Consider the following 18,356-nt stretch of genomic DNA (forward strand, 5'->3'; position numbering starts at 1 on the left):
CGTCGAGACGCGCTTTTTTGTTTTGGGCAGATGCGAAAGAAGTGTCGCGGGTGCGTTGGCGCTCGATCTCAAGTCGGCTGCCGATTGTTGTTCATTTCGCCCCTGTGAACGCAGATTAGGACGAAGAGCCGGAAGGGTGGAAGATGGAATTTCACTGAATGAAGTATTATTTTCGGTTTTATTCAATAGTCAGAATAGTTGAGGCTTTTCGATGGAAAATAATTCCACTGAACGGAATGTTGAGGGCAAGGAAGTCGGCGCGGGCAGTGTGTCTCGGCTGTTTGCGTTATTGCGCACGCTGGGCACGGTACCGGAGGGCGGCGAACGCGTGACCCAACTGGCGCAGCAGGTGGGCCTGTCCCAGCCCACCACCCACCGCCTGCTGCGCAGCCTGGTGGACGAGGGCATGGTCGAGCAGGATGCGCGCAGCAAGCGCTACCGCCTGAGCCTGGAGTTTTTCGCGCTGGCGGCGAATGCAGGCAAGACCGGCAACCTGCGTGACCTGGTGCGGCCAAGCCTGCTGCGCCTGAGTGCGTCCCTGGGCGACTCACTGTTTTTGCTGGCCCGCAGCGGTTTTGATGCGATCTGCCTTGACCGCAGCGAAGGTCCATACCCGATCCGCACCTTCACCGGCGATATCGGCGGGCGCGTGGCGCTGGGTGTCGGGCAGGGCAGCCTGGCGATCCTGGCGTTCCTGCCGGAGGAAGAGCGTGAAACGGTGATCCGCTACAACTTGCCCCGCCTCAAGGACTTCCATCTGTATGACGAAGTGCTGTTGCGCTCGGAAGTGGAGAACGTGCGCCAGCTTGGCTATGCGGCGCGCAATACCGGGGTGCTGGAGGGCATGGCCGGCTTGGCGGTGCCCATCCTCAACCGCGAGGGGCATGCGGTGGCGGCGTTGAGTGTGGCAACCATCAGCGACCGGCTGGGGCCGAGCCGCTTACCGATGGTGGTGGAGTTGTTGAAACGCGAAGCGGCGGCGATCGGGCCGCGGATCAACCCGTTTGATCCGACCTTGCGTCGGCCTTCACAGACGTTTGGTGGCTCGTGAGGGGCCGTCGGGGGGCACGGTAGCGGCTTGCGAACTGTCGAGATTTAATTGATATGTCCGGGTAAAAGCCATTAAATCCGGATAAAAAAATAAGTCGACACGCCATTGGGGCGAGACCTGCCCAGTGTCGAAGACGCCTCGCGGGCGCTGTTTTGCCCAAGACGCCACTGATTTTTCCAACAAGATCGCGCACTGGCCGCTGGACGTGCAAAAGCATCTGGCTTGGCTGTCACGCAATGCCTTCGCTGCCTAATCTCATTTATGGATCCGTATCCCCATGGAAGTCACCCCAAAACGGCCACTGTGGCAGATCTACCTGCTCTTTCTGGCACCGATGGTGCTGTCCAACTTTCTACAGAGCTTTTCCGGCACCCTCAACGGTATCTACGTTGGGCAGATGCTCGGCACCCAGGCGTTGGCGGCGGTGTCGGGGATGTTCCCCATCGTGTTTTTCTTTATTGCCCTGGTGATCGGCCTGGGGGCGGGCGCCTCGGTGCTGATCGGTCAGGCCTGGGGTGCCCAGGAAACTTCAATGGTCAAGGTGATCACTGGCGCCACCCTGACCTTGGGCGCGCTGGTGGGCTTGGTCGCGGCGGTGCTGGGCAGCCTGTTTGCGCGCCCGGCCTTGCAGGCGTTGGGCACGCCGGTTGATGTCTTGGAGGAGGCCGTCGGGTATGCCCAGATGATGATGTTGATCATGCCGCTGTTGCTGGTCTTCATCCTCTACACCCAGTTGTTGCGCGGCGTCAGTGACACGATCTCGCCGCTGCTGGCGCTGATGGTGTCGACGTTGGCCGGCCTGTTGCTGACACCGGCGCTGATTCGCGGCTGGCTCGGCCTGCCGCCCCAGGGTATCCAGAGTGCGGTGTACGCAGGGCTGGTGGGTAACACCCTGGCGATGCTGTTCCTGGTGCTGCGCCTGCGGCATAAAAACCATGTGATGGCGCCGGATCGTGAGTTGCTCGGCGCCTTGCGCCTGGACCGCGTGATTCTCGGTAAAGTCCTGCGCATCGGCCTGCCCACCGGCTTGCAGATGGTGGTGTTGTCGCTGTCGGAGTTGGTCATTCTCGCCCTGGTCAACGGCCACGGTTCCCAGGCCACGGCGGCGTATGGCGCGGTGACGCAGATCGTCAACTATGTGCAATTCCCGGCATTGTCGATCGCCATTACCGCCTCGATCCTGGGCGCCCAGGCGATCGGTGCCGGGCGCCTGGAACGTATCGGGCCGATCCTGCGCACGGGCCTGCTGATCAACACCTGCCTGACCGGTGGCTTGATCGTGCTCGGCTACCTGCTGTCGCATTGGCTGCTGGGGCTGTTCATCACCGACGAGGCTGCGCGAGTCAACGCCGAACACCTGCTGCACATCATGCTATGGAGCGTGCTGGTCTTCGGTTTCCAGGCGGTGATCGGCGGGATCATGCGTGCCAGCGGCGTGGTGCTGATGCCGGTCGCCATCTCGATCTTCTGTGTGCTGTGCGTTGAGCTGCCGATGGCGTACCTGTTCAATGCGCATTTCGGCCTGGAAGGGGTGTGGATGGCGTTTCCGGTGACCTACCTGGCAATGCTGGCCTTGCAGACTGCGTATTATCGAGGGGTATGGCGGCACAAGCAGATCAAGCGCTTGGTGTGATACAAGCTTGCACAAATCCACAAAACAAGACGTTTGATTGATGGCAAATCCCTACGCCGAGCTGTTCCTGGCGCCTGGCTCGCGCGCTTTTGTGTTGGCCGGCATGTTGGCGCGCATGCCGGTGTCCATGACCGGTATCGGGCTGATCACGATGCTCTCGCAGGTGCACGGCGGCTACGGCCTGGCGGGCTCGGTGGCGGCGGTGTTTGCCTTGGCCACGGCCTTGTGCGCGCCGCAGGTTTCACGTCTGGTTGACCGTTACGGCCAGGGCCGGGTCCTGCCGATTGCCGCATTGATCGGCGGCGGGGCCTTGTTGCTGTTGTTGCTGTGCACCTATGTGCAAGCGCCGGACTGGACACTGTTTGTATTCGCGGCCTTCGCCGGTTGCATGCCCAATATGTCGGCCATGGTGCGGGCGCGCTGGACCGCGTTATATCGCGGCCAACCCAAGCTGCAAACCGCGTTTGCGCTGGAATCGGTGCTGGATGAAGTGTGCTTCATCATCGGCCCGCCGATATCGGTCGGCTTGTGCGTGGTGGTGTTCCCGCAGGCCGGGCCGTTGGTTGCGGCTTTGCTGCTGGCGGTGGGCGTCACCACCTTTGTGCTGCAACGCGCAACCGAGCCGCCGGTCCATGCACACCAGAGCCATCATGGCCGCTGGCTGATCGCTTCGCCCTCGGTATTGATCCTGATGGTGCTGTTGCTGGCCATGGGGGTGATCGTGGGCGTCGTGGATGTGGTCAGCGTGGCCTTTGCCCAGCAGCAGGGCCAGCCGGCCGCGGCGAGTATCGTGTTGTCGGTGTATGCCATCGGTTCGTGCCTGGCCGGGCTGGCTTTCGGCGCCTTCAAGCGCAAGGCGCCGTTGCCCCGGCAGTTCCTGTTCTGCGGTGTGGCGACCGCGTTGAGTACATTGCCGCTGCTACTGGTGAGCAATATTCCCGGCCTGGCGCTGACGGTGTTCATCTCCGGCTTGTTCTTCGCGCCGACCCTGATTGTGTCCATGGCCCTGGTGGAGCAGATCGTCCCACCCAGCCGCCTGACCGAAGGCATGACCTGGCTGATCACCGGCCTGAGCATCGGCGTGGCCATGGGGGCCGCCAGTTCGGGTTGGATGATTGACCACTATGGCGCCAGCCGTGGGTTCTGGGTGGCGCTGATGGCGGGGGCGGTGGTGCTGGGATCAGCGGTGGTAGGGTATCGGCGGTTGGGCTGATGCGGCCCCTGTGCTTGCCCTTTCCAGAAAGTCGTCCACCGCCTCCCGAAAGGCAGTCTCGATTGCTGCTTCGGTTTGTCCTTCGTAACTGACCAGCGCGTCGATATGTAAAACTTTGCCAAACAGGCAATTGTCCTCGACGCTGGTTTCAACTGATCCAGTGTGCCCCTTGTATTTCAAAGCACGATTCATTGAGCGGTTTCTCCTGACTGCAACAGTTCGGTGACCTGGCGCCGCTCACCCTAGGCCAGGCATTTCACTCGCAACATCAGTTGCGTACGGGTTTTGTGTAGGACCGTTCCCGGTCGCTGCGTTCCAGCAGATACCGGTCCCAACCCCCCCGCTAATTTTTCCCTTCCCGGTTCGTTTTATAGGGACGACGTGCCTTTGTGCTTCCCGCCTATTGCTCCGGACCCCAAGAAATGAATGCTGAAGACTCCTTGAAACTTGCTCGCCGGTTTATCGGACTGCCCCTGGAAAAACGCCAATTGTTCCTGCAGGCCCTGCAGAAAGAAGGCGTGGATTTTTCCCGGTTTCCGATTCCGGCAGGAGTGGAAGTGGAGGATCGCCAGGCGCTGTCCTACGCCCAGCAGCGCATGTGGTTTCTTTGGCAATTGGACCCGGCAAGCGGTGCCTACAACCTGCCCGGTGCCGTACGGCTAAAGGGTGCGCTGAATGTGCCGGCGATGGAGCAAGCCTTCGCCAGCCTGGTGGCGCGCCATGAAACCTTGCGCACGGTGTTCCAGCGCCAGGCGGACGATCGCCTGGCGCAAGTCGCCAAAGTGCCGTCGCTGGTCATCGAGCAGGTGGATCTCAGCACATTGCCGGCTGATGCGCGCGAGCCGGCCGTCAACGACGCGGCAACCCGGCAATCGCTGCTGGCGTTCGACCTGGAGAACGGCCCGCTGCTGCGCGTGCAACTGCTCAAGCTTGATGAACAGGAGCATGTCCTGCTGCTGACCCTGCATCACATCGTCTCCGACGGTTGGTCGATGAACGTGCTGATCGACGAATTTATCCGCTGCTACGACGCCCATGAGCGCAATGAGCAGCCCCAACTACCGGCGCTGCCGATCCAATACAGTGACTACGCCCTGTGGCAGCGCCGGTGGCTGGAAGCGGGGGAGCAGGCGCGTCAGTTGGAATACTGGCAGGCGCGTCTGGGCGATGAGCATCCGGTGCTGGAGTTGCCGACCGACCGCCCACGCCCGGCGATGCCCAGCTATCAGGGCACCCGCCATAACTTCGCGATTGACCCGGCACTGGCCGCGCAACTGCGCAGTTGCGCGCAAACCCATAACGTCACCCTGTTCATGCTGCTGCTCGGCGCGTTCAACGTGCTGCTGCATCGCTACACCGGGCAGGGCGATATTCGCGTCGGCGTGCCGATCGCCAATCGCAACCGCACCGAAGTCGAAGGGCTGATCGGTTTCTTCGTCAACACCCAGGTGCTGCGCACCGAACTCACCGGGCAAACCCGCGTTGCCGAGTTGCTGCAAGGCATCAAGGAGCACGCCCTGGAGGCCCAGGCCCATCAGGAATTGCCGTTCGAGCGCCTGGTGGAAGCGCTGAAAGTCGAGCGCAGCCTCAGCCATACGCCGCTGTTCCAAGTCATGTACAACCACCAGCCGCTGGTGGCGGATATCGCCGCCGTCAGCACCGCATCGGGCCTGGAACTGGCGCTGGTGGAATGGCAAGGGCGTACCACCCAGTTTGACCTGACCCTCGACACCTTTGAAAAGTCCGGCACCCTGCATGCCGCACTGACCTACGCTAACGACCTGTTCGACGCGCCGTCCATCGAGCGCATGGCGCGCCACTGGATCAGCCTGCTGCAGGCCATGGTTGCCGATGGCGAGCAACGCATCGGCGAGCTGCCGATGCTGGCCGCCGACGAGCAGCATGTGCTGGTGAACGCATGGAACCAGACCGCCGAGACCTACCCGACCGAACGCGGCATCCATCAGTTGATCGAGGACCAGGTGCAGCGCACGCCGCACGCACCGGCGTTGCAGTTTGGTACCAGCACTTTGAGCTACGCCGAGCTGGATGCCCGTGCCAACTCGTTGGCTCATGCCCTGCGCGAGCAGGGCGTCGGTCCGGACGTGCTGGTCGGCATCTGCGTCGAACGTTCCATCGAAATGGTGGTGGGGTTGCTGGCGATCCTCAAGGCCGGGGGCGCCTACGTGCCGCTGGACCCCGAATACCCGCAGGACCGCCTGGCCTACATGATCGAAGACAGTGGCATCGCACTGCTGCTCAGCCAGCAACACCTGCTGCCGATGTTGCCCGCCGCCGGTGTCCCGGTGATTGCCCTGGACCAGGCCGCAGGCTGGCTCGACGGCTACAGTCGCGAATCGCTGGCCGTGGATCTCCAGGCGTTGAACCTGGCCTACGTGATCTATACCTCCGGTTCCACCGGCAAACCCAAGGGCGCCGGCAACAGCCATCGTGCGCTGGTCAATCGCTTGTGCTGGATGCAGCACGCCTATGGCCTGGATGAGGGCGACGCGGTCCTGCAGAAAACCCCGTTCAGCTTCGACGTCTCGGTGTGGGAGTTCTTCTGGCCGCTGATGACCGGCGCACGCCTGGTGGTCGCAGCGCCAGGTGAACACCGTGAGCCGGCGCGGCTGATCGAAACCATCGGCCGGTTCGCCATCACCACCTTGCACTTCGTGCCCTCGATGCTCCAGGCGTTCATCCACGAGCCGGGCGTGCACGCCTGCACGGGCCTCAAGCGCATTGTGTGCAGCGGTGAAGCCTTGCCCCTGGACGCGCAATCGCAAGTGTTCGCCAAGTTGCCGGGGGCGGGGTTGTACAACCTCTATGGCCCGACCGAAGCGGCCATCGACGTGACCCATTGGACCTGCGTCGAAGAAGGCGCCGACAGCGTGCCGATCGGCCGTCCGATCGCCAACCTGGCCACTTACGTGCTCGATGCCCAGCTCAACCCGGTGCCCGCCGGCGTTGCGGGGGAGCTGTACCTGGGCGGCACCGGCCTGGCGCGCAGTTACCATCGGCGCCCGGCGCTGACGGCCGAGCGCTTTGTGCCGAGCCCGTTCCTGCGCGGCGAGCGCTTGTATCGCACTGGCGACCGTGTGTGCCAGCGTGCCGACGGCGTGATCGAATACCTCGGCCGCCTCGATCATCAGGTGAAACTGCGCGGTTTGCGCATTGAACTGGGCGAAATCGAGGCCCGCCTGATGCAGCACCCCACGGTCCGCGAAGCCGTGGTGCTGGTGCAGGGCGGCAAGCAGTTGGTCGGCTACCTGGTGCTGGAAAGCGCCGAGCCCGCCGACCTCAAGGCGTGGCTGCTCGGCAGCCTGCCGGAATACATGGTGCCGACGCACCTGATGGTGCTGGCCAAACTGCCGGTGACTGCTAACGGCAAGCTGGATCGCAAAGCCTTGCCGCTGCCGGATGCCGCGCCGCAACAGGCATTCATCGCGCCTGAAAGCGCGCTGCAAAAAGCCCTGGCGGCGATCTGGAGCGACGTGCTGGGCCTGGAACAGGTCGGCCTGGACGACAACTTCTTCGAACTGGGCGGCGATTCGATCATCTCCATCCAGGTGGTCAGCCGTGCACGCCAGGCAGGCATTCGCCTCAGCCCGCGGGACTTGTTCCAGTATCAGAGCGTGCGCAGCCTGGCCTTGGTGGCAAGCTTTGAGCAAGCCAGCGTGATCGACCAGGGGCCGGTCACGGGCGAGGTGGTCCTGACGCCGGTGCAGCAGAGCTTTTTCGAGCAGGCGATCCCGGCGCGCCACCACTGGAACCAGTCGTTGCTGCTGACCCCGCGTGAACGGCTGGAGCCTGGGCGCCTGGAGGCGGCGCTGGTCCAGTTGATCAACCATCACGACGCGCTGCGCCTGCGTTTTGTGCAGCATGCCGATGGCTGGCGGCAAGCCTACGCCGCGCCGGTCAGCGACGCCGCGTTGTGGCAGTCCCAGGCCAGCGACGACACTCAACTGGCCGCCTTGTGCGATGAAGCCCAGCGCAGTCTCGACCTGGGCCAGGGGCCGCTGTTGCGCGCCGCCCTGGTCAATATGGGCGATGGCAGCCAGCGCCTGCTGGTGGTGGTGCATCACCTGGTGGTGGATGGCGTGTCGTGGCGCATTCTGCTGGAAGACCTGCAACAGGCTTACCGCGCAGCACCGCTGCCGGCCAAGACCAGCGCTTTCCAGCAGTGGGCTCGGCAGTCGCAGGCTCATGCCCAACGCCTCAATGCGCAACTGCCGTACTGGCAGGCGCAGGCCGTCGACGCCGAACTGCCCTGCGACAACCCCCACGGTGGCCTGCAAAATCGCCTGGGCAGCAAGATTGAAATCCGCCTGGATGCCGAACATACCCGCCAACTGCTGCAAGAGGCGCCTGCGGCGTATCGCACCCAGGTCAATGACCTGCTGCTGACCGCACTGGCCCGCGTGGTCGGGCGTTGGAGCGGCCAGCCCGCTGCGTTGATCCAGTTGGAGGGGCATGGGCGTGAAGACCTGTTCGACGATATCGACCTGACGCGCACCGTGGGTTGGTTCACCAGCCTGTTCCCCGTGCGTTTGCAGGCTGAGGGTGAGCTGGCGAGTGCGATCAAATCGGTCAAGGAACAGCTGCGCGCCGTACCCGACAAGGGCTTGGGCTACGGCCTGCTGCGCTACCTGGGCGCCCCTGAGGTGCGCGAGGTCCTGGCCGGCGCCGCTGCGCCGCGTATCACCTTCAACTATCTGGGGCAGTTCGATCGCCAGTTCGATGACTCGACGCTGTGGGTGCCGGCCAGCCAGACCAGTGGCCAGGCGCAGGACCCCGAAGCGCCGCTGGCCAACTGGCTGACGGTGGAAGGGCAGGTGTATGGCGGCGAGCTGGCGTTGCAATGGGGCTTCAGCCGCGACATGTTCCAGGCCTCGACCATCCAGCGCCTGGCGGACGAGTACGCCGCTGAACTCAAGGGCTTGATCGAGCACTGCTGCGCCACGCCGGCAGGGCAGGTCACGCCGTCGGACTTCCCGTTGGCACGCTTGACCCAGGCGCAACTGGACGCGCTGCCGGTCGCCGGGCCGGCCATCGCCGATCTGTATCCGCTGTCGCCCATGCAGCAGGGCATGCTGTTCCACACCTTGTACGCGCCCGAGGGGCAGGCTTACATCAACCAGCTGCGCCTGGACATCGAAGGTCTGGATCTGCCCAGGTTCGGCCGCGCCTGGCAGGCAGTGCTGGACCGTCACGACATCCTGCGCAGCAGCTTCCATTGGCAGGGCCTGGACAGCGCCCACCAGGTGATTCAGCGTCAAGTCGACCTGCAATTGCAGGTGATTGAAGACGTAAGCGCCGACTGCGAGGTGCTGGCCGCAGCTGAGCGCGAGCGCGGCTTCGAGCTGAGCAGCGCGCCGCTGTTTCGCCTGCTGCTGGTGCGCGGCGCAGGTATGGCCTGGCAGCTGATTTTCACCAGTCACCACATCCTTATGGATGGCTGGAGCAACGCCCAATTGCTCAGTGAAGTCCTCGCCCATTACGCCGGCCAGGCGCTGCCGGCGCCGTTGGGGCAGTTCCGCGATTACCTGGGCTGGCTGCAGCAGCAAGCGTCGGGCGAAGTGTTCTGGAAAGCCGCCCTGGCGCCGTTGCAAGCGCCGACCTTGTTGGCTGACGCGCTGCGTGCGCCGGTCGATGGCGTGGGCATGGCGGATCATCACGTGGCCCTTGGCAGTGAGTTCACCCAACGTCTCGGGGTCTATGCCCGTCAACACAAAGTTACCCTCAACACGCTGTTGCAAGGCGCCTGGAGCCTCTTGTTGCAACGCTACACCGGCCAGGTGTGCGTGGCCTTCGGCGCCACCGTGGCCGGGCGTTCGGCACCGTTGCCGGGGATCGAGCAGCAACTGGGCCTGTTCATCAACACCTTGCCGATCATCAGCGCGGCTGCACCGGCGCAATCGGTTGCCGACTGGCTCGGCGAGCTGCAAGCCCTGAACCTCAGCCTGCGCGAGCACGAACACGTGCCGCTTTACGACATCCAGGGCTGGGCCGGTCAATCAGGTGCTGCGCTGTTCGACAGCTTGCTGGTGTTTGAAAACTTCCCGGTGGCCGAGGCCTTGAAGCAGGGCGCACCGGCCGGCCTGCGCTTCGGCCCGTTGCACAACCATGAACACACCCATTACCCACTGACCCTGGGCATCGAGCTGGGCGACAGCCTGCGCCTGGAGTTCAGCTACGACTGCGCGCGTTTCAGCGCGCCGCAAGTCGCAGGGTTGAGCGCCAACCTGCAGCACCTGTTGACGCAAATGCTCGCCGACGCCCGTGCGCCGCTCGGCACCCTGCAACTGCTGGACGCCAGCGCGCAGCACGACGTGCTTGCACTCAGCCAGTGCGCCGCCGCTGCCCAGCGGCACACGCGGGTCCATGAGCGCATTGCCGCTCAGGCCCAGGCTACCCCGGATGCCTTGGCGGTGCAGGCCGGTGATGTGCGTTTGAGCTATGCCCAACTCAACGCGCGCGCCAACCGCCTCGCCCACCATTTGCTGGAGCAGGGCGCAGGCCCGGGCCGGCGGGTAGGGTTGGCGGCACGGCGCGGCCCGCAATTGATCGTCAGCCTGCTGGCGGTGCTCAAGAGCGGCGCGGCCTATGTGCCCCTGGACCCGAACTACCCGGCCGAGCGCCTGGCCTACATGCTGGCTGACAGTCGCCTTGATCTGCTGCTCTGCGAAACCGGGTTGCTCAACGAGCTGCCGCTACCCCCGGGGCTGCCCCGCGTGGCGTTCACCGCCAGCGGCGACGAGTCGGCCGGCCACCCCGCCAGCAACCCGCTCAATCGGGCAGCGGCGGCCGACCTGACCTACGTGATCTATACCTCCGGCTCCACCGGCCAGCCTAAGGGCGTGGCCATCGACCACGCGGCCCTCGGCCAGTTCTGCGACAGCGCTGAACGCTACAGCCGGCTGACCGCCGAGGATCGTGTACTGCAATTTGCCACGTTCAGTTTCGACGGCTTCGTCGAACAGTGCTACCCGCCACTGTGTGCCGGTGCGGCGCTGATCATGCGTGGCGATGAACTGTGGGATGCCGGGCAACTGGCGCGGGAAATCGTCGAGCAAGGCGTGACCCTGGCCGACTTGCCGGCGGCCTACTGGTACTTGCTGGCCAAGGAATGCGCCGTCGACCGCAAGCCACTGGGTAACCTGCGCCAGGTACATGTGGGCGGTGAGGCCATGTCGGTGGAAGGCTTGCGTGCCTGGCATGCGGCAGGGTTGGGCGGCGTGCGGCTGGTCAATACCTACGGGCCGACCGAAGCCACCGTGGTGTCCAGCGTGCATGACTGCCAACTGGCCGATGCCGGCGAGGTGTTCGGTGTGCCGATTGGACAGGCGATTGCAGGCCGCTCGCTGTATGTGCTCGACAGCGCGTTTGAGTTGCTGGCCACCGACGGCGTCGGCGAGCTGTGCATCGGCGCCGACGCCGGGCTGGCCCAGGGTTACTTCGACCGCCCGGCGCTGACTGCCGAACGTTTCCTGCCGGACCCGTTTTCTGCCGTACCCGGTGCGCGACTTTATCGCAGTGGCGACCTGGCCCGTTACAACGCGTCGGGCGCCCTGGAGTATGTCGGGCGCATCGACCATCAAGTGAAGATTCGCGGTTTCCGTATCGAAATCGGCGAAATCGAAGCCAGCCTGCAAGCCTTGCCCCAGGTGCGTGAAGCGGCGGTGATCGCCCAGCCGAGCGCCACCGGCGCGCAATTGGTGGCCTACATCGTTGCCGCCCGCGAGCAGACACTGGACACCCAGGCACTGGCGAGCACGCTGCGCCAATCCCTGCCGGACTACATGGTGCCGGCCCATTGGCAGGTGCTGGACGCCTTGCCGTTGAACAACAACGGCAAGCTCGACCGTCGCGCATTGCCGCTGCCGGACCTGAACCGGATGCAGCACGCCTACGTCGCCCCTCACAGTGCCGTGCAAATCCAACTGGCGGCGATCTGGCAGGCCGTGTTGCAGGTTGAGCAGGTCGGGCTCGATGACCATTTCTTCGAGCGCGGCGGCCATTCGTTGCTGGCCACCCAAGTGATTTCGCGGGTGCGCCAGGCCCTTTCGCTGGAAGTGCCGTTGCGCACGCTGTTCGAGCAGCCGACCCTGCAAGCCTTCGCGGCCGCCTGCGCTGGGCTGCAAGCCGACACCGCGCCGCCGCTGGTGGCGGTGAAGCGCGATCAACCGCTGCCGTTGTCCTTTGCCCAGGAACGCCAATGGTTCCTCTGGCAACTGGACCCTACCAGCGCCGCTTATCACGTGCCGAGCGCCTTGCATCTGCGCGGCCCGTTGGACGTTGCCGCGCTGGAGCTGGCCTTTCAAACCCTGGTGCAGCGTCATGAGCCGCTGCGCACCACTTTTGTGGAGCAGGGCGAGCAGACCTGGCAGGTGATTCAACCGCGCCAGACGACTTTGATCGAGCTTGAACCCATCGCCGCTTCCAGCGTCGAGCAGGCCGTAACGCAAGAGATCCAGCGCCCGTTCGACCTGCGCAACGGCCCGCTGATGCGCGTCAAACTGCTGGTGGTGGCGCCCGAGCACCACGTGCTGGTGATCACCCAGCATCACATCATTTCCGACGGCTGGTCGATGCAGGTCATGATCGACGAACTGGTGGCGCTCTATCAGGGCCAGGCTCCGCTGCCGGCGTTGCCACTCCAGTACGCCGACTATGCCGTGTGGCAGCGCGACTGGATGGCGGCCGGGGAAAAACAGCGCCAGCTCGATTACTGGCGTGGGCGCCTGGGCAGTGAACAAACGGTACTGGAATTGCCGCTGGACCATCCGCGCCCGGCGCAGCAAAGCCATCGCGGTGCACGCTGCACGATTGAACTGGACCGCGCCTTGTTGGCCGAACTCAAGGCCCTGGCCCAGCGCCAGGATGTGACCTTGTTCATGTTGCTGCTGGCTTCGTTCCAGACCTTGCTGCATCGCTACAGCGGGCAGTCGCAGATTCGCGTCGGGGTGCCGATCGCCAACCGCAACCGCCTGGAAACCGAGCGGCTGATCGGTTTCTTCGTCAACACTCAAGTGCTGCAAGCCGACCTCAGCGGGCACATGACCTTCGAGCAGTTGCTCGCCCAGGTCAAGCGCCGTGCCCTGGAGGCGCAGGCGCACCAGGACTTGCCCTTCGAACAATTGGTGGAGGCGCTGCAACCGGAGCGCAGCCTGAGCCATAACCCGCTGTTCCAGGTGATGTTCAACCACCAGGACAACCTGCGTCCGGCGCCGCTGCAGTTGCCTGGCCTGGACCTGCAGCCGGTGGACTGGGCGGCGCACACCACCCAGTTCGACCTGAACCTGGAAACCGAAGCGTCGGCCGACGGTTTGTGGGCCTCGCTGACCTACGCCACCGACCTGTTCGAGGCGGCGACCATGGAACGCTTGGCCGAGCACTGGCAAAACCTGCTGCGTGCCGTGGTGCGTGATGGGGCGCTGGCCCTGGATGAGTTGCCGATGCTCAGCACGGCGCAATCGCAGCAACTGATCAGCGACTGGAACCGCAGCGACCACGCTTACCCACATGAGCGCTGCGTGCATCAGTTGTTCGAAGCCCAAGCGCTGGCCCAGCCGCACGCGGTTGCGCTGCAATTCAATGACCAGGCCCTGAGCTATGGCGAACTCAACCGACGCGCCAATCGCCTGGCCCACCGTTTGATCGCCGCCGGCGTCGGTCCGGATGTACTGGTGGCCGTGCATGTCGAACGCTCGGTCGACATGATCGTCAGCCTGCTGGCCACGCTCAAGGCCGGTGGCGCCTACGTGCCGCTGGACCCGCAATTCCCGGCGGACCGGCTGGCCTTCATGCTCGAAGACAGCCGCGCCCGGGTGCTGTTGACCCAGCCGCACCTGCTCGGGCAACTGGCGCAGCCGCAAGGTCTGCGGGTGTTGCAGGTGGACGCCGCCGACGGCGCTGAACACAACCCGCAGGTTGAGGTTGTGCCCGAGCACCTGGCCTACGTGATCTACACCTCCGGCTCCACGGGCAAGCCCAAGGGCGTGATGGTGCGGCACCAGGCGTTGTGCAGCTTTACCAGCGGCATGGCCGACACCCTGCACATCGATGCGCAGGCGCGCGTGCTGTCGCTGACCACGTTCTCGTTCGACATCTTCGCCCTGGAGCTGTACGTACCGTTGACGGTCGGCGCCACGGTACTGTTGAGCGACCAGGCAATGGCCCTCGACCCGGAAGCCATTCTCGATCTGGCTCACCAGCAATCGGCCAGTGTGCTGCAAGCCACGCCGTCCACCTGGCGCATGCTGCTCGACAGCCCACGCGCCGAGCTGTTGCGCGGTATCCAATGCCTGTGTGGCGGCGAGGCGCTGCCGACGGACCTGGCCCAGCGCCTGCTCGACCTGCAAGGGCCGGTCTGGAACCTCTATGGTCCGACGGAAACCACCATCTGGTCGGCTGCCCACCGTCTGTCTCAGGCGCAGCCTTTTGTCGGACGGCCGATCGCCAATACCTCGCTGTTCATCCTGAATGCCGGCATGACCCCGTGCCCGTTGGGCGCCCCCGGTGAGTTGCTGATCGGCGGCGTGGGCTTGGCGCGGGGTTATCACGCACGGCCGGCACTCACCGCCGAACGCTTCGTGCCCAACCCCTTCGGCGCCCCTGGCGAGCGCCTGTACCGCACTGGCGACCTGGCGCGTTACCGCGACGACGGCGTAGTGGAGTACATCGGCCGGGTCGACCATCAGGTCAAGGTGCGCGGTTTTCGCATCGAACTGGGCGAGATCGAAGCCTGCCTGCGCGAACATCAGGGTGTGCGTGAAGCCGTGGTGCTGGCCGACAACGAGCGCTTGATCGCTTATCTGGTCAGTGCGGCGCCCGATACGCAGGAGGCGTACAAAGCCGCCCTGCGCGAGCGCTTGCCGGATTACATGGTGCCGGCGCACCTGCTGTTTCTCGACAGCCTGCCGTTGACCCCCAACGGCAAGCTCGACCGCAAGGCGCTGCCCAAGCCGGACGCGAGCCTGGCGCGCCAAATCTACGTGGCGCCGGTCAGCCCAAGGGAGCAGCAGGTTGCGGCGATCTGGGCCGAGGTGCTGGACGTGCCGCAGGTCGGCCTCGAGGATCACTTCTTCGAACTGGGCGGGCATTCGCTGCTGGCCACGCGAGTGGTGTCGCGCGTGCGTCAGGCACTGGCCCTGGAAGTGGCGCTCAAGACCCTGTTCGAACAACCCTTGCTGGGTGACTTCGTACGTGCCCTGGGCGAGGAGGGCGTCGCCGCACCGGCGCTGCTCAAGGCCGACCGTACGCAGCCGTTGCCGCTGTCCTATGCCCAGGAACGCCAATGGTTCCTCTGGCAACTGGACCCGCACAGTGCGGCTTACCACATCCCCAGTGCTTTGCGTCTGCACGGCCCGCTGGACCTGGACGCACTGCAACGCAGCTTCGACAGCTTGCTGGCCCGCCACGAAAGCCTGCGCACCCATTTGCGTCAGGACGCCGGCGGTACGGTACAGGTCATTGAAGCGACCGGCGTGATCGATATCGCCCTGGCCGACACCGAATACGCCGATCTCAAGGCGCGGGTCGCGGACGAGATTGCACGGCCGTTCGACCTGCTGCGCGGGCCGCTACTGCGGGTGACGTTGTTGCGTCTGGCCGAGGACGATCATGTGCTGGTGCTGGTGCAGCATCACATCGTCTCCGATGGTTGGTCGATGCAACTGATGGTCGAGGAGCTGGTGCAGTCTTACGCCGCCTTCAGCCAGGGTGAACAACCGCAGCTGCCGGCGCTGCCGATCCAGTATGCCGACTATGCCGTGTGGCAACGCCAATGGATGGAAGCCGGCGAGAAAGCGCGTCAACTGGCCTACTGGCGCGAGCAACTGGGCGGTGAACAGCCGGTGCTGGAATTGCCGTTCGACCACCTGCGCCCGGCGCTGCCCAGCCATCGCGGGGCACGCTTGGGTATCGAGCTGGCGCCCGAGTTATTGGCCGGGTTGCGCCAACTGGCGCACAACACCGGGGTGACGTTGCCGATGGTGCTGCTGGCGTCCTACCAGGCGCTGCTGCACCGCTACAGCGGCCAGGAAGATGTGCGCGTCGGGGTGCCGATCGCCAACCGCAACCGCCTCGAAACCGAGGGGTTGATCGGTTTCTTCGTCAACACCCAGGTGCTCAAGGCGGATCTCCATGGGCAGATGAGCGTGGAGCAATTGCTCGCCCAGGTACGCCAACGCTCCTTGCAGGCCCAGGCCCATCAGGACCTGCCGTTCGAACAACTGGTGCAAGCGCTGCAACCGGAGCGTAGCCTCAGCCTGAGCCCGTTGTTCCAGGTGCTGTTCAACCACCGCGTCACTGCGGCGGACAGCCACTTGCAACGCTTGGTCGACCTGCACGTCGAGGTATTGAGCGGGGAGGACAGCGTCGCGCAGTTCGACCTGGCACTGGACGTGGAAGAAAGCCAGCAGGCGCTGCGCGCCTCCCTGAGTTACGCCACCGACCTGTTCGCCCCGGCCACCATCGAACGCATGGCCGGGCATTGGCAGAACCTGTTGCAAGGCATGGTCGCCAACCCTGCGCAACCCCTCAGCCAACTGCCGTTGCTGGATGCTGCCGAGCAACAGCAGATTCTCGGCCGTTGGAACTGCACCGATTCCGGCTTCTCGGCCGAGCGCCTGGTGCATGAACTGTTCGCCGACCGCGCCCGGGAGAACCCCAACGCCGTCGCAGTGAAGTTCGATACGCAAACCCTGAGTTATGGCGAACTCGACCGCCAGGCCAACCGCCTGGCCCATGCGCTGATCGCCCGTGGTGTCGGTCCTGAAGTGCGTGTGGCCATTGCCATGCCGCGCAGTGCCGAGATCATGGTGGCATTCCTGGCGGTGCTCAAGGCCGGCGGCGTGTACGTGCCGCTGGATATCGAGTACCCACGCGATCGCCTGCTGTACATGATGCAGGACAGCCGCTCCCAGCTGTTGCTGACCCATTCGGCGGTGCAGCATCGGTTGCCGATTCCCGACGGTTTGCAAGCCCTGGCAATCGATGAGGTGTCGGTGTGGGCAGATTACAGCGACAGTGCGCCGCAAGTGACGCTATACGGCGACAACCTGGCCTACGTGATCTACACCTCCGGCTCCACCGGCCTGCCCAAGGGCGTGGCGGTGTCCCACGGGCCGTTGGTGGCGCACATCATCGCCACCGGCGAGCGCTATGAAACCGGGCCGACCGATTGCGAATTGCACTTCATGTCCTTCGCCTTCGACGGCTCCCACGAAGGCTGGATGCACCCGCTGATCAACGGCGCCAGCGTGCTGATCCGCGACGACAGCCTGTGGCTGCCGGAATACACCTACGAGCAGATGCACCGTCACAAGGTGACCATGGCGGTATTCCCACCGGTGTACCTGCAACAACTGGCCGAGCATGCCGAACGAGACGGCAACCCGCCGGCCGTGCGTGTGTATTGCTTCGGCGGTGATGCGGTGGCGCAGGCGAGCTATGACCTGGCCTGGCGCGCACTGCGCCCGACCTACCTGTTCAATGGCTACGGCCCGACGGAAACCGTGGTCACGCCGCTGCTGTGGAAAGCCCGCAAAGGCGACCCGTGCGGGGCGGTGTATGCGCCGATCGGCACGCTGCTGGGCAACCGCAGCGGCTACGTGCTCGATGCGCAGTTGAACCTGCAACCCATCGGCGTGGCCGGTGAGTTGTACCTGGGCGGCGAGGGCGTGGCGCGGGGTTACCTGGAGCGTCCGGCGTTGACCGCCGAGCGTTTTGTGCCGGACCCGTTCGGCAAGCCCGGCAGCCGCGTGTATCGCAGCGGCGACTTGACCCGTGGGCGCCCGGACGGCGTGGTGGATTACCTGGGGCGTGTCGACCATCAAGTGAAGATCCGTGGTTTCCGCATCGAATTGGGTGAAATCGAAGCGCGCCTGCGTGAGCAGGACAGCGTGGGTGAAACCGTGGTGGTGGCCCAGGACGGCCCGACCGGCAAGCAGTTGGTGGCGTACGTCGTGCCGGCCGATACCGGCCTGAGCAATCAGGCCGAGTTCCGTGACGCCTTGCGCCACGCCCTGAAAGCCCGCCTGCCGGATTACATGGTGCCTGCGCACTTCATGTTCCTGGCCCAGATGCCGCTGACGCCCAACGGCAAGCTCGACCGCAAGGGCCTGCCCGAGCCGGACGCAAGTCTGCTGCAACAGCAGTACGTGGCACCTGAGAGCGAACTGGAGCAACAGATCGCCGCGATCTGGGCCGAGGTACTGCGCCTGCCGCAGGTGGGCTTGAACGACAACTTCTTCGAAGTCGGCGGCCACTCCTTGCTGGCGATCCAGATCACCTCGCGGGTCCAGGCCGAACTGGGCCTGGAGGTGCCGCTGGTGGAACTGTTCCAGACCGAATCGCTGCGCAGCTACGTGCAGGCTGCAGCCACCTTCCGCGCCGGCAGCGCGGAAGATTTTGATGATCTACGTGACTTTTTGAGCGAACTAGAGGCGATTTGA

5 protein-coding genes are annotated in these 18,356 nt (G+C 64.5%); 4 read left to right on the forward strand and 1 reads right to left on the reverse strand.

The annotated features are described in order from the left end of the window. Positions 1-211 precede the first annotated feature (211 nt). The 3 genes from JBE38_RS23235 to JBE38_RS23245 all read left to right on the forward strand — a co-directional run bounded on the left by JBE38_RS23235 (position 212) and on the right by JBE38_RS23245 (position 3,897). Positions 212-1,051, forward strand: a complete 840-nt coding sequence (locus JBE38_RS23235; protein WP_205345214.1) for an IclR family transcriptional regulator — start codon at positions 212-214, stop codon at positions 1,049-1,051. A 277-nt stretch (positions 1,052-1,328) separates the two neighbouring features. Beyond that, entirely contained in the window at positions 1,329-2,684 is a 1,356-nt protein-coding gene (locus JBE38_RS23240) for an MATE family efflux transporter (protein ID WP_205345215.1), read from the forward strand. Between the two features lie 40 nt (positions 2,685-2,724). Next, positions 2,725-3,897, forward strand: a complete 1,173-nt coding sequence (locus JBE38_RS23245) for an MFS transporter (RefSeq protein WP_205345216.1) — start codon at positions 2,725-2,727, stop codon at positions 3,895-3,897. On the opposite strand, the gene JBE38_RS23250 is transcribed toward JBE38_RS23245, so the two are convergent. Beyond that, positions 3,865-4,089 (reverse strand): hypothetical protein, encoded by a 225-nt coding sequence (locus JBE38_RS23250; RefSeq protein WP_205345217.1) that lies wholly within the window; start codon positions 4,087-4,089, stop codon positions 3,865-3,867. The genes JBE38_RS23245 and JBE38_RS23250 overlap by 33 nt on opposite strands. 230 nt (positions 4,090-4,319) lie before the next feature. Between JBE38_RS23250 and JBE38_RS23255 the strand changes: the two genes are divergently transcribed. Beyond that, a complete protein-coding gene (locus JBE38_RS23255; protein ID WP_205345218.1) occupies positions 4,320-18,356 on the forward strand; it encodes a non-ribosomal peptide synthase/polyketide synthase in 14,037 nt (4,678 codons plus the stop codon).

This window comes from Pseudomonas sp. ICBG1301 (genome assembly GCF_016918385.1).
Lineage (GTDB): Bacteria > Pseudomonadota > Gammaproteobacteria > Pseudomonadales > Pseudomonadaceae > Aquipseudomonas > Aquipseudomonas palleroniana.

Coding starts and splice junctions, on each gene's coding strand:
- JBE38_RS23235 (WP_205345214.1), top strand. CDS start 212: ATGGAAAATAATTCCACTGAACGGAATGTTGAGGGCAAGGAAGTCGGC.
- JBE38_RS23240 (WP_205345215.1), top strand. CDS start 1,329: ATGGAAGTCACCCCAAAACGGCCACTGTGGCAGATCTACCTGCTCTTT.
- JBE38_RS23245 (WP_205345216.1), top strand. CDS start 2,725: ATGGCAAATCCCTACGCCGAGCTGTTCCTGGCGCCTGGCTCGCGCGCT.
- JBE38_RS23250 (WP_205345217.1), bottom strand. CDS start 4,089: ATGAATCGTGCTTTGAAATACAAGGGGCACACTGGATCAGTTGAAACC.
- JBE38_RS23255 (WP_205345218.1), top strand. CDS start 4,320: ATGAATGCTGAAGACTCCTTGAAACTTGCTCGCCGGTTTATCGGACTG.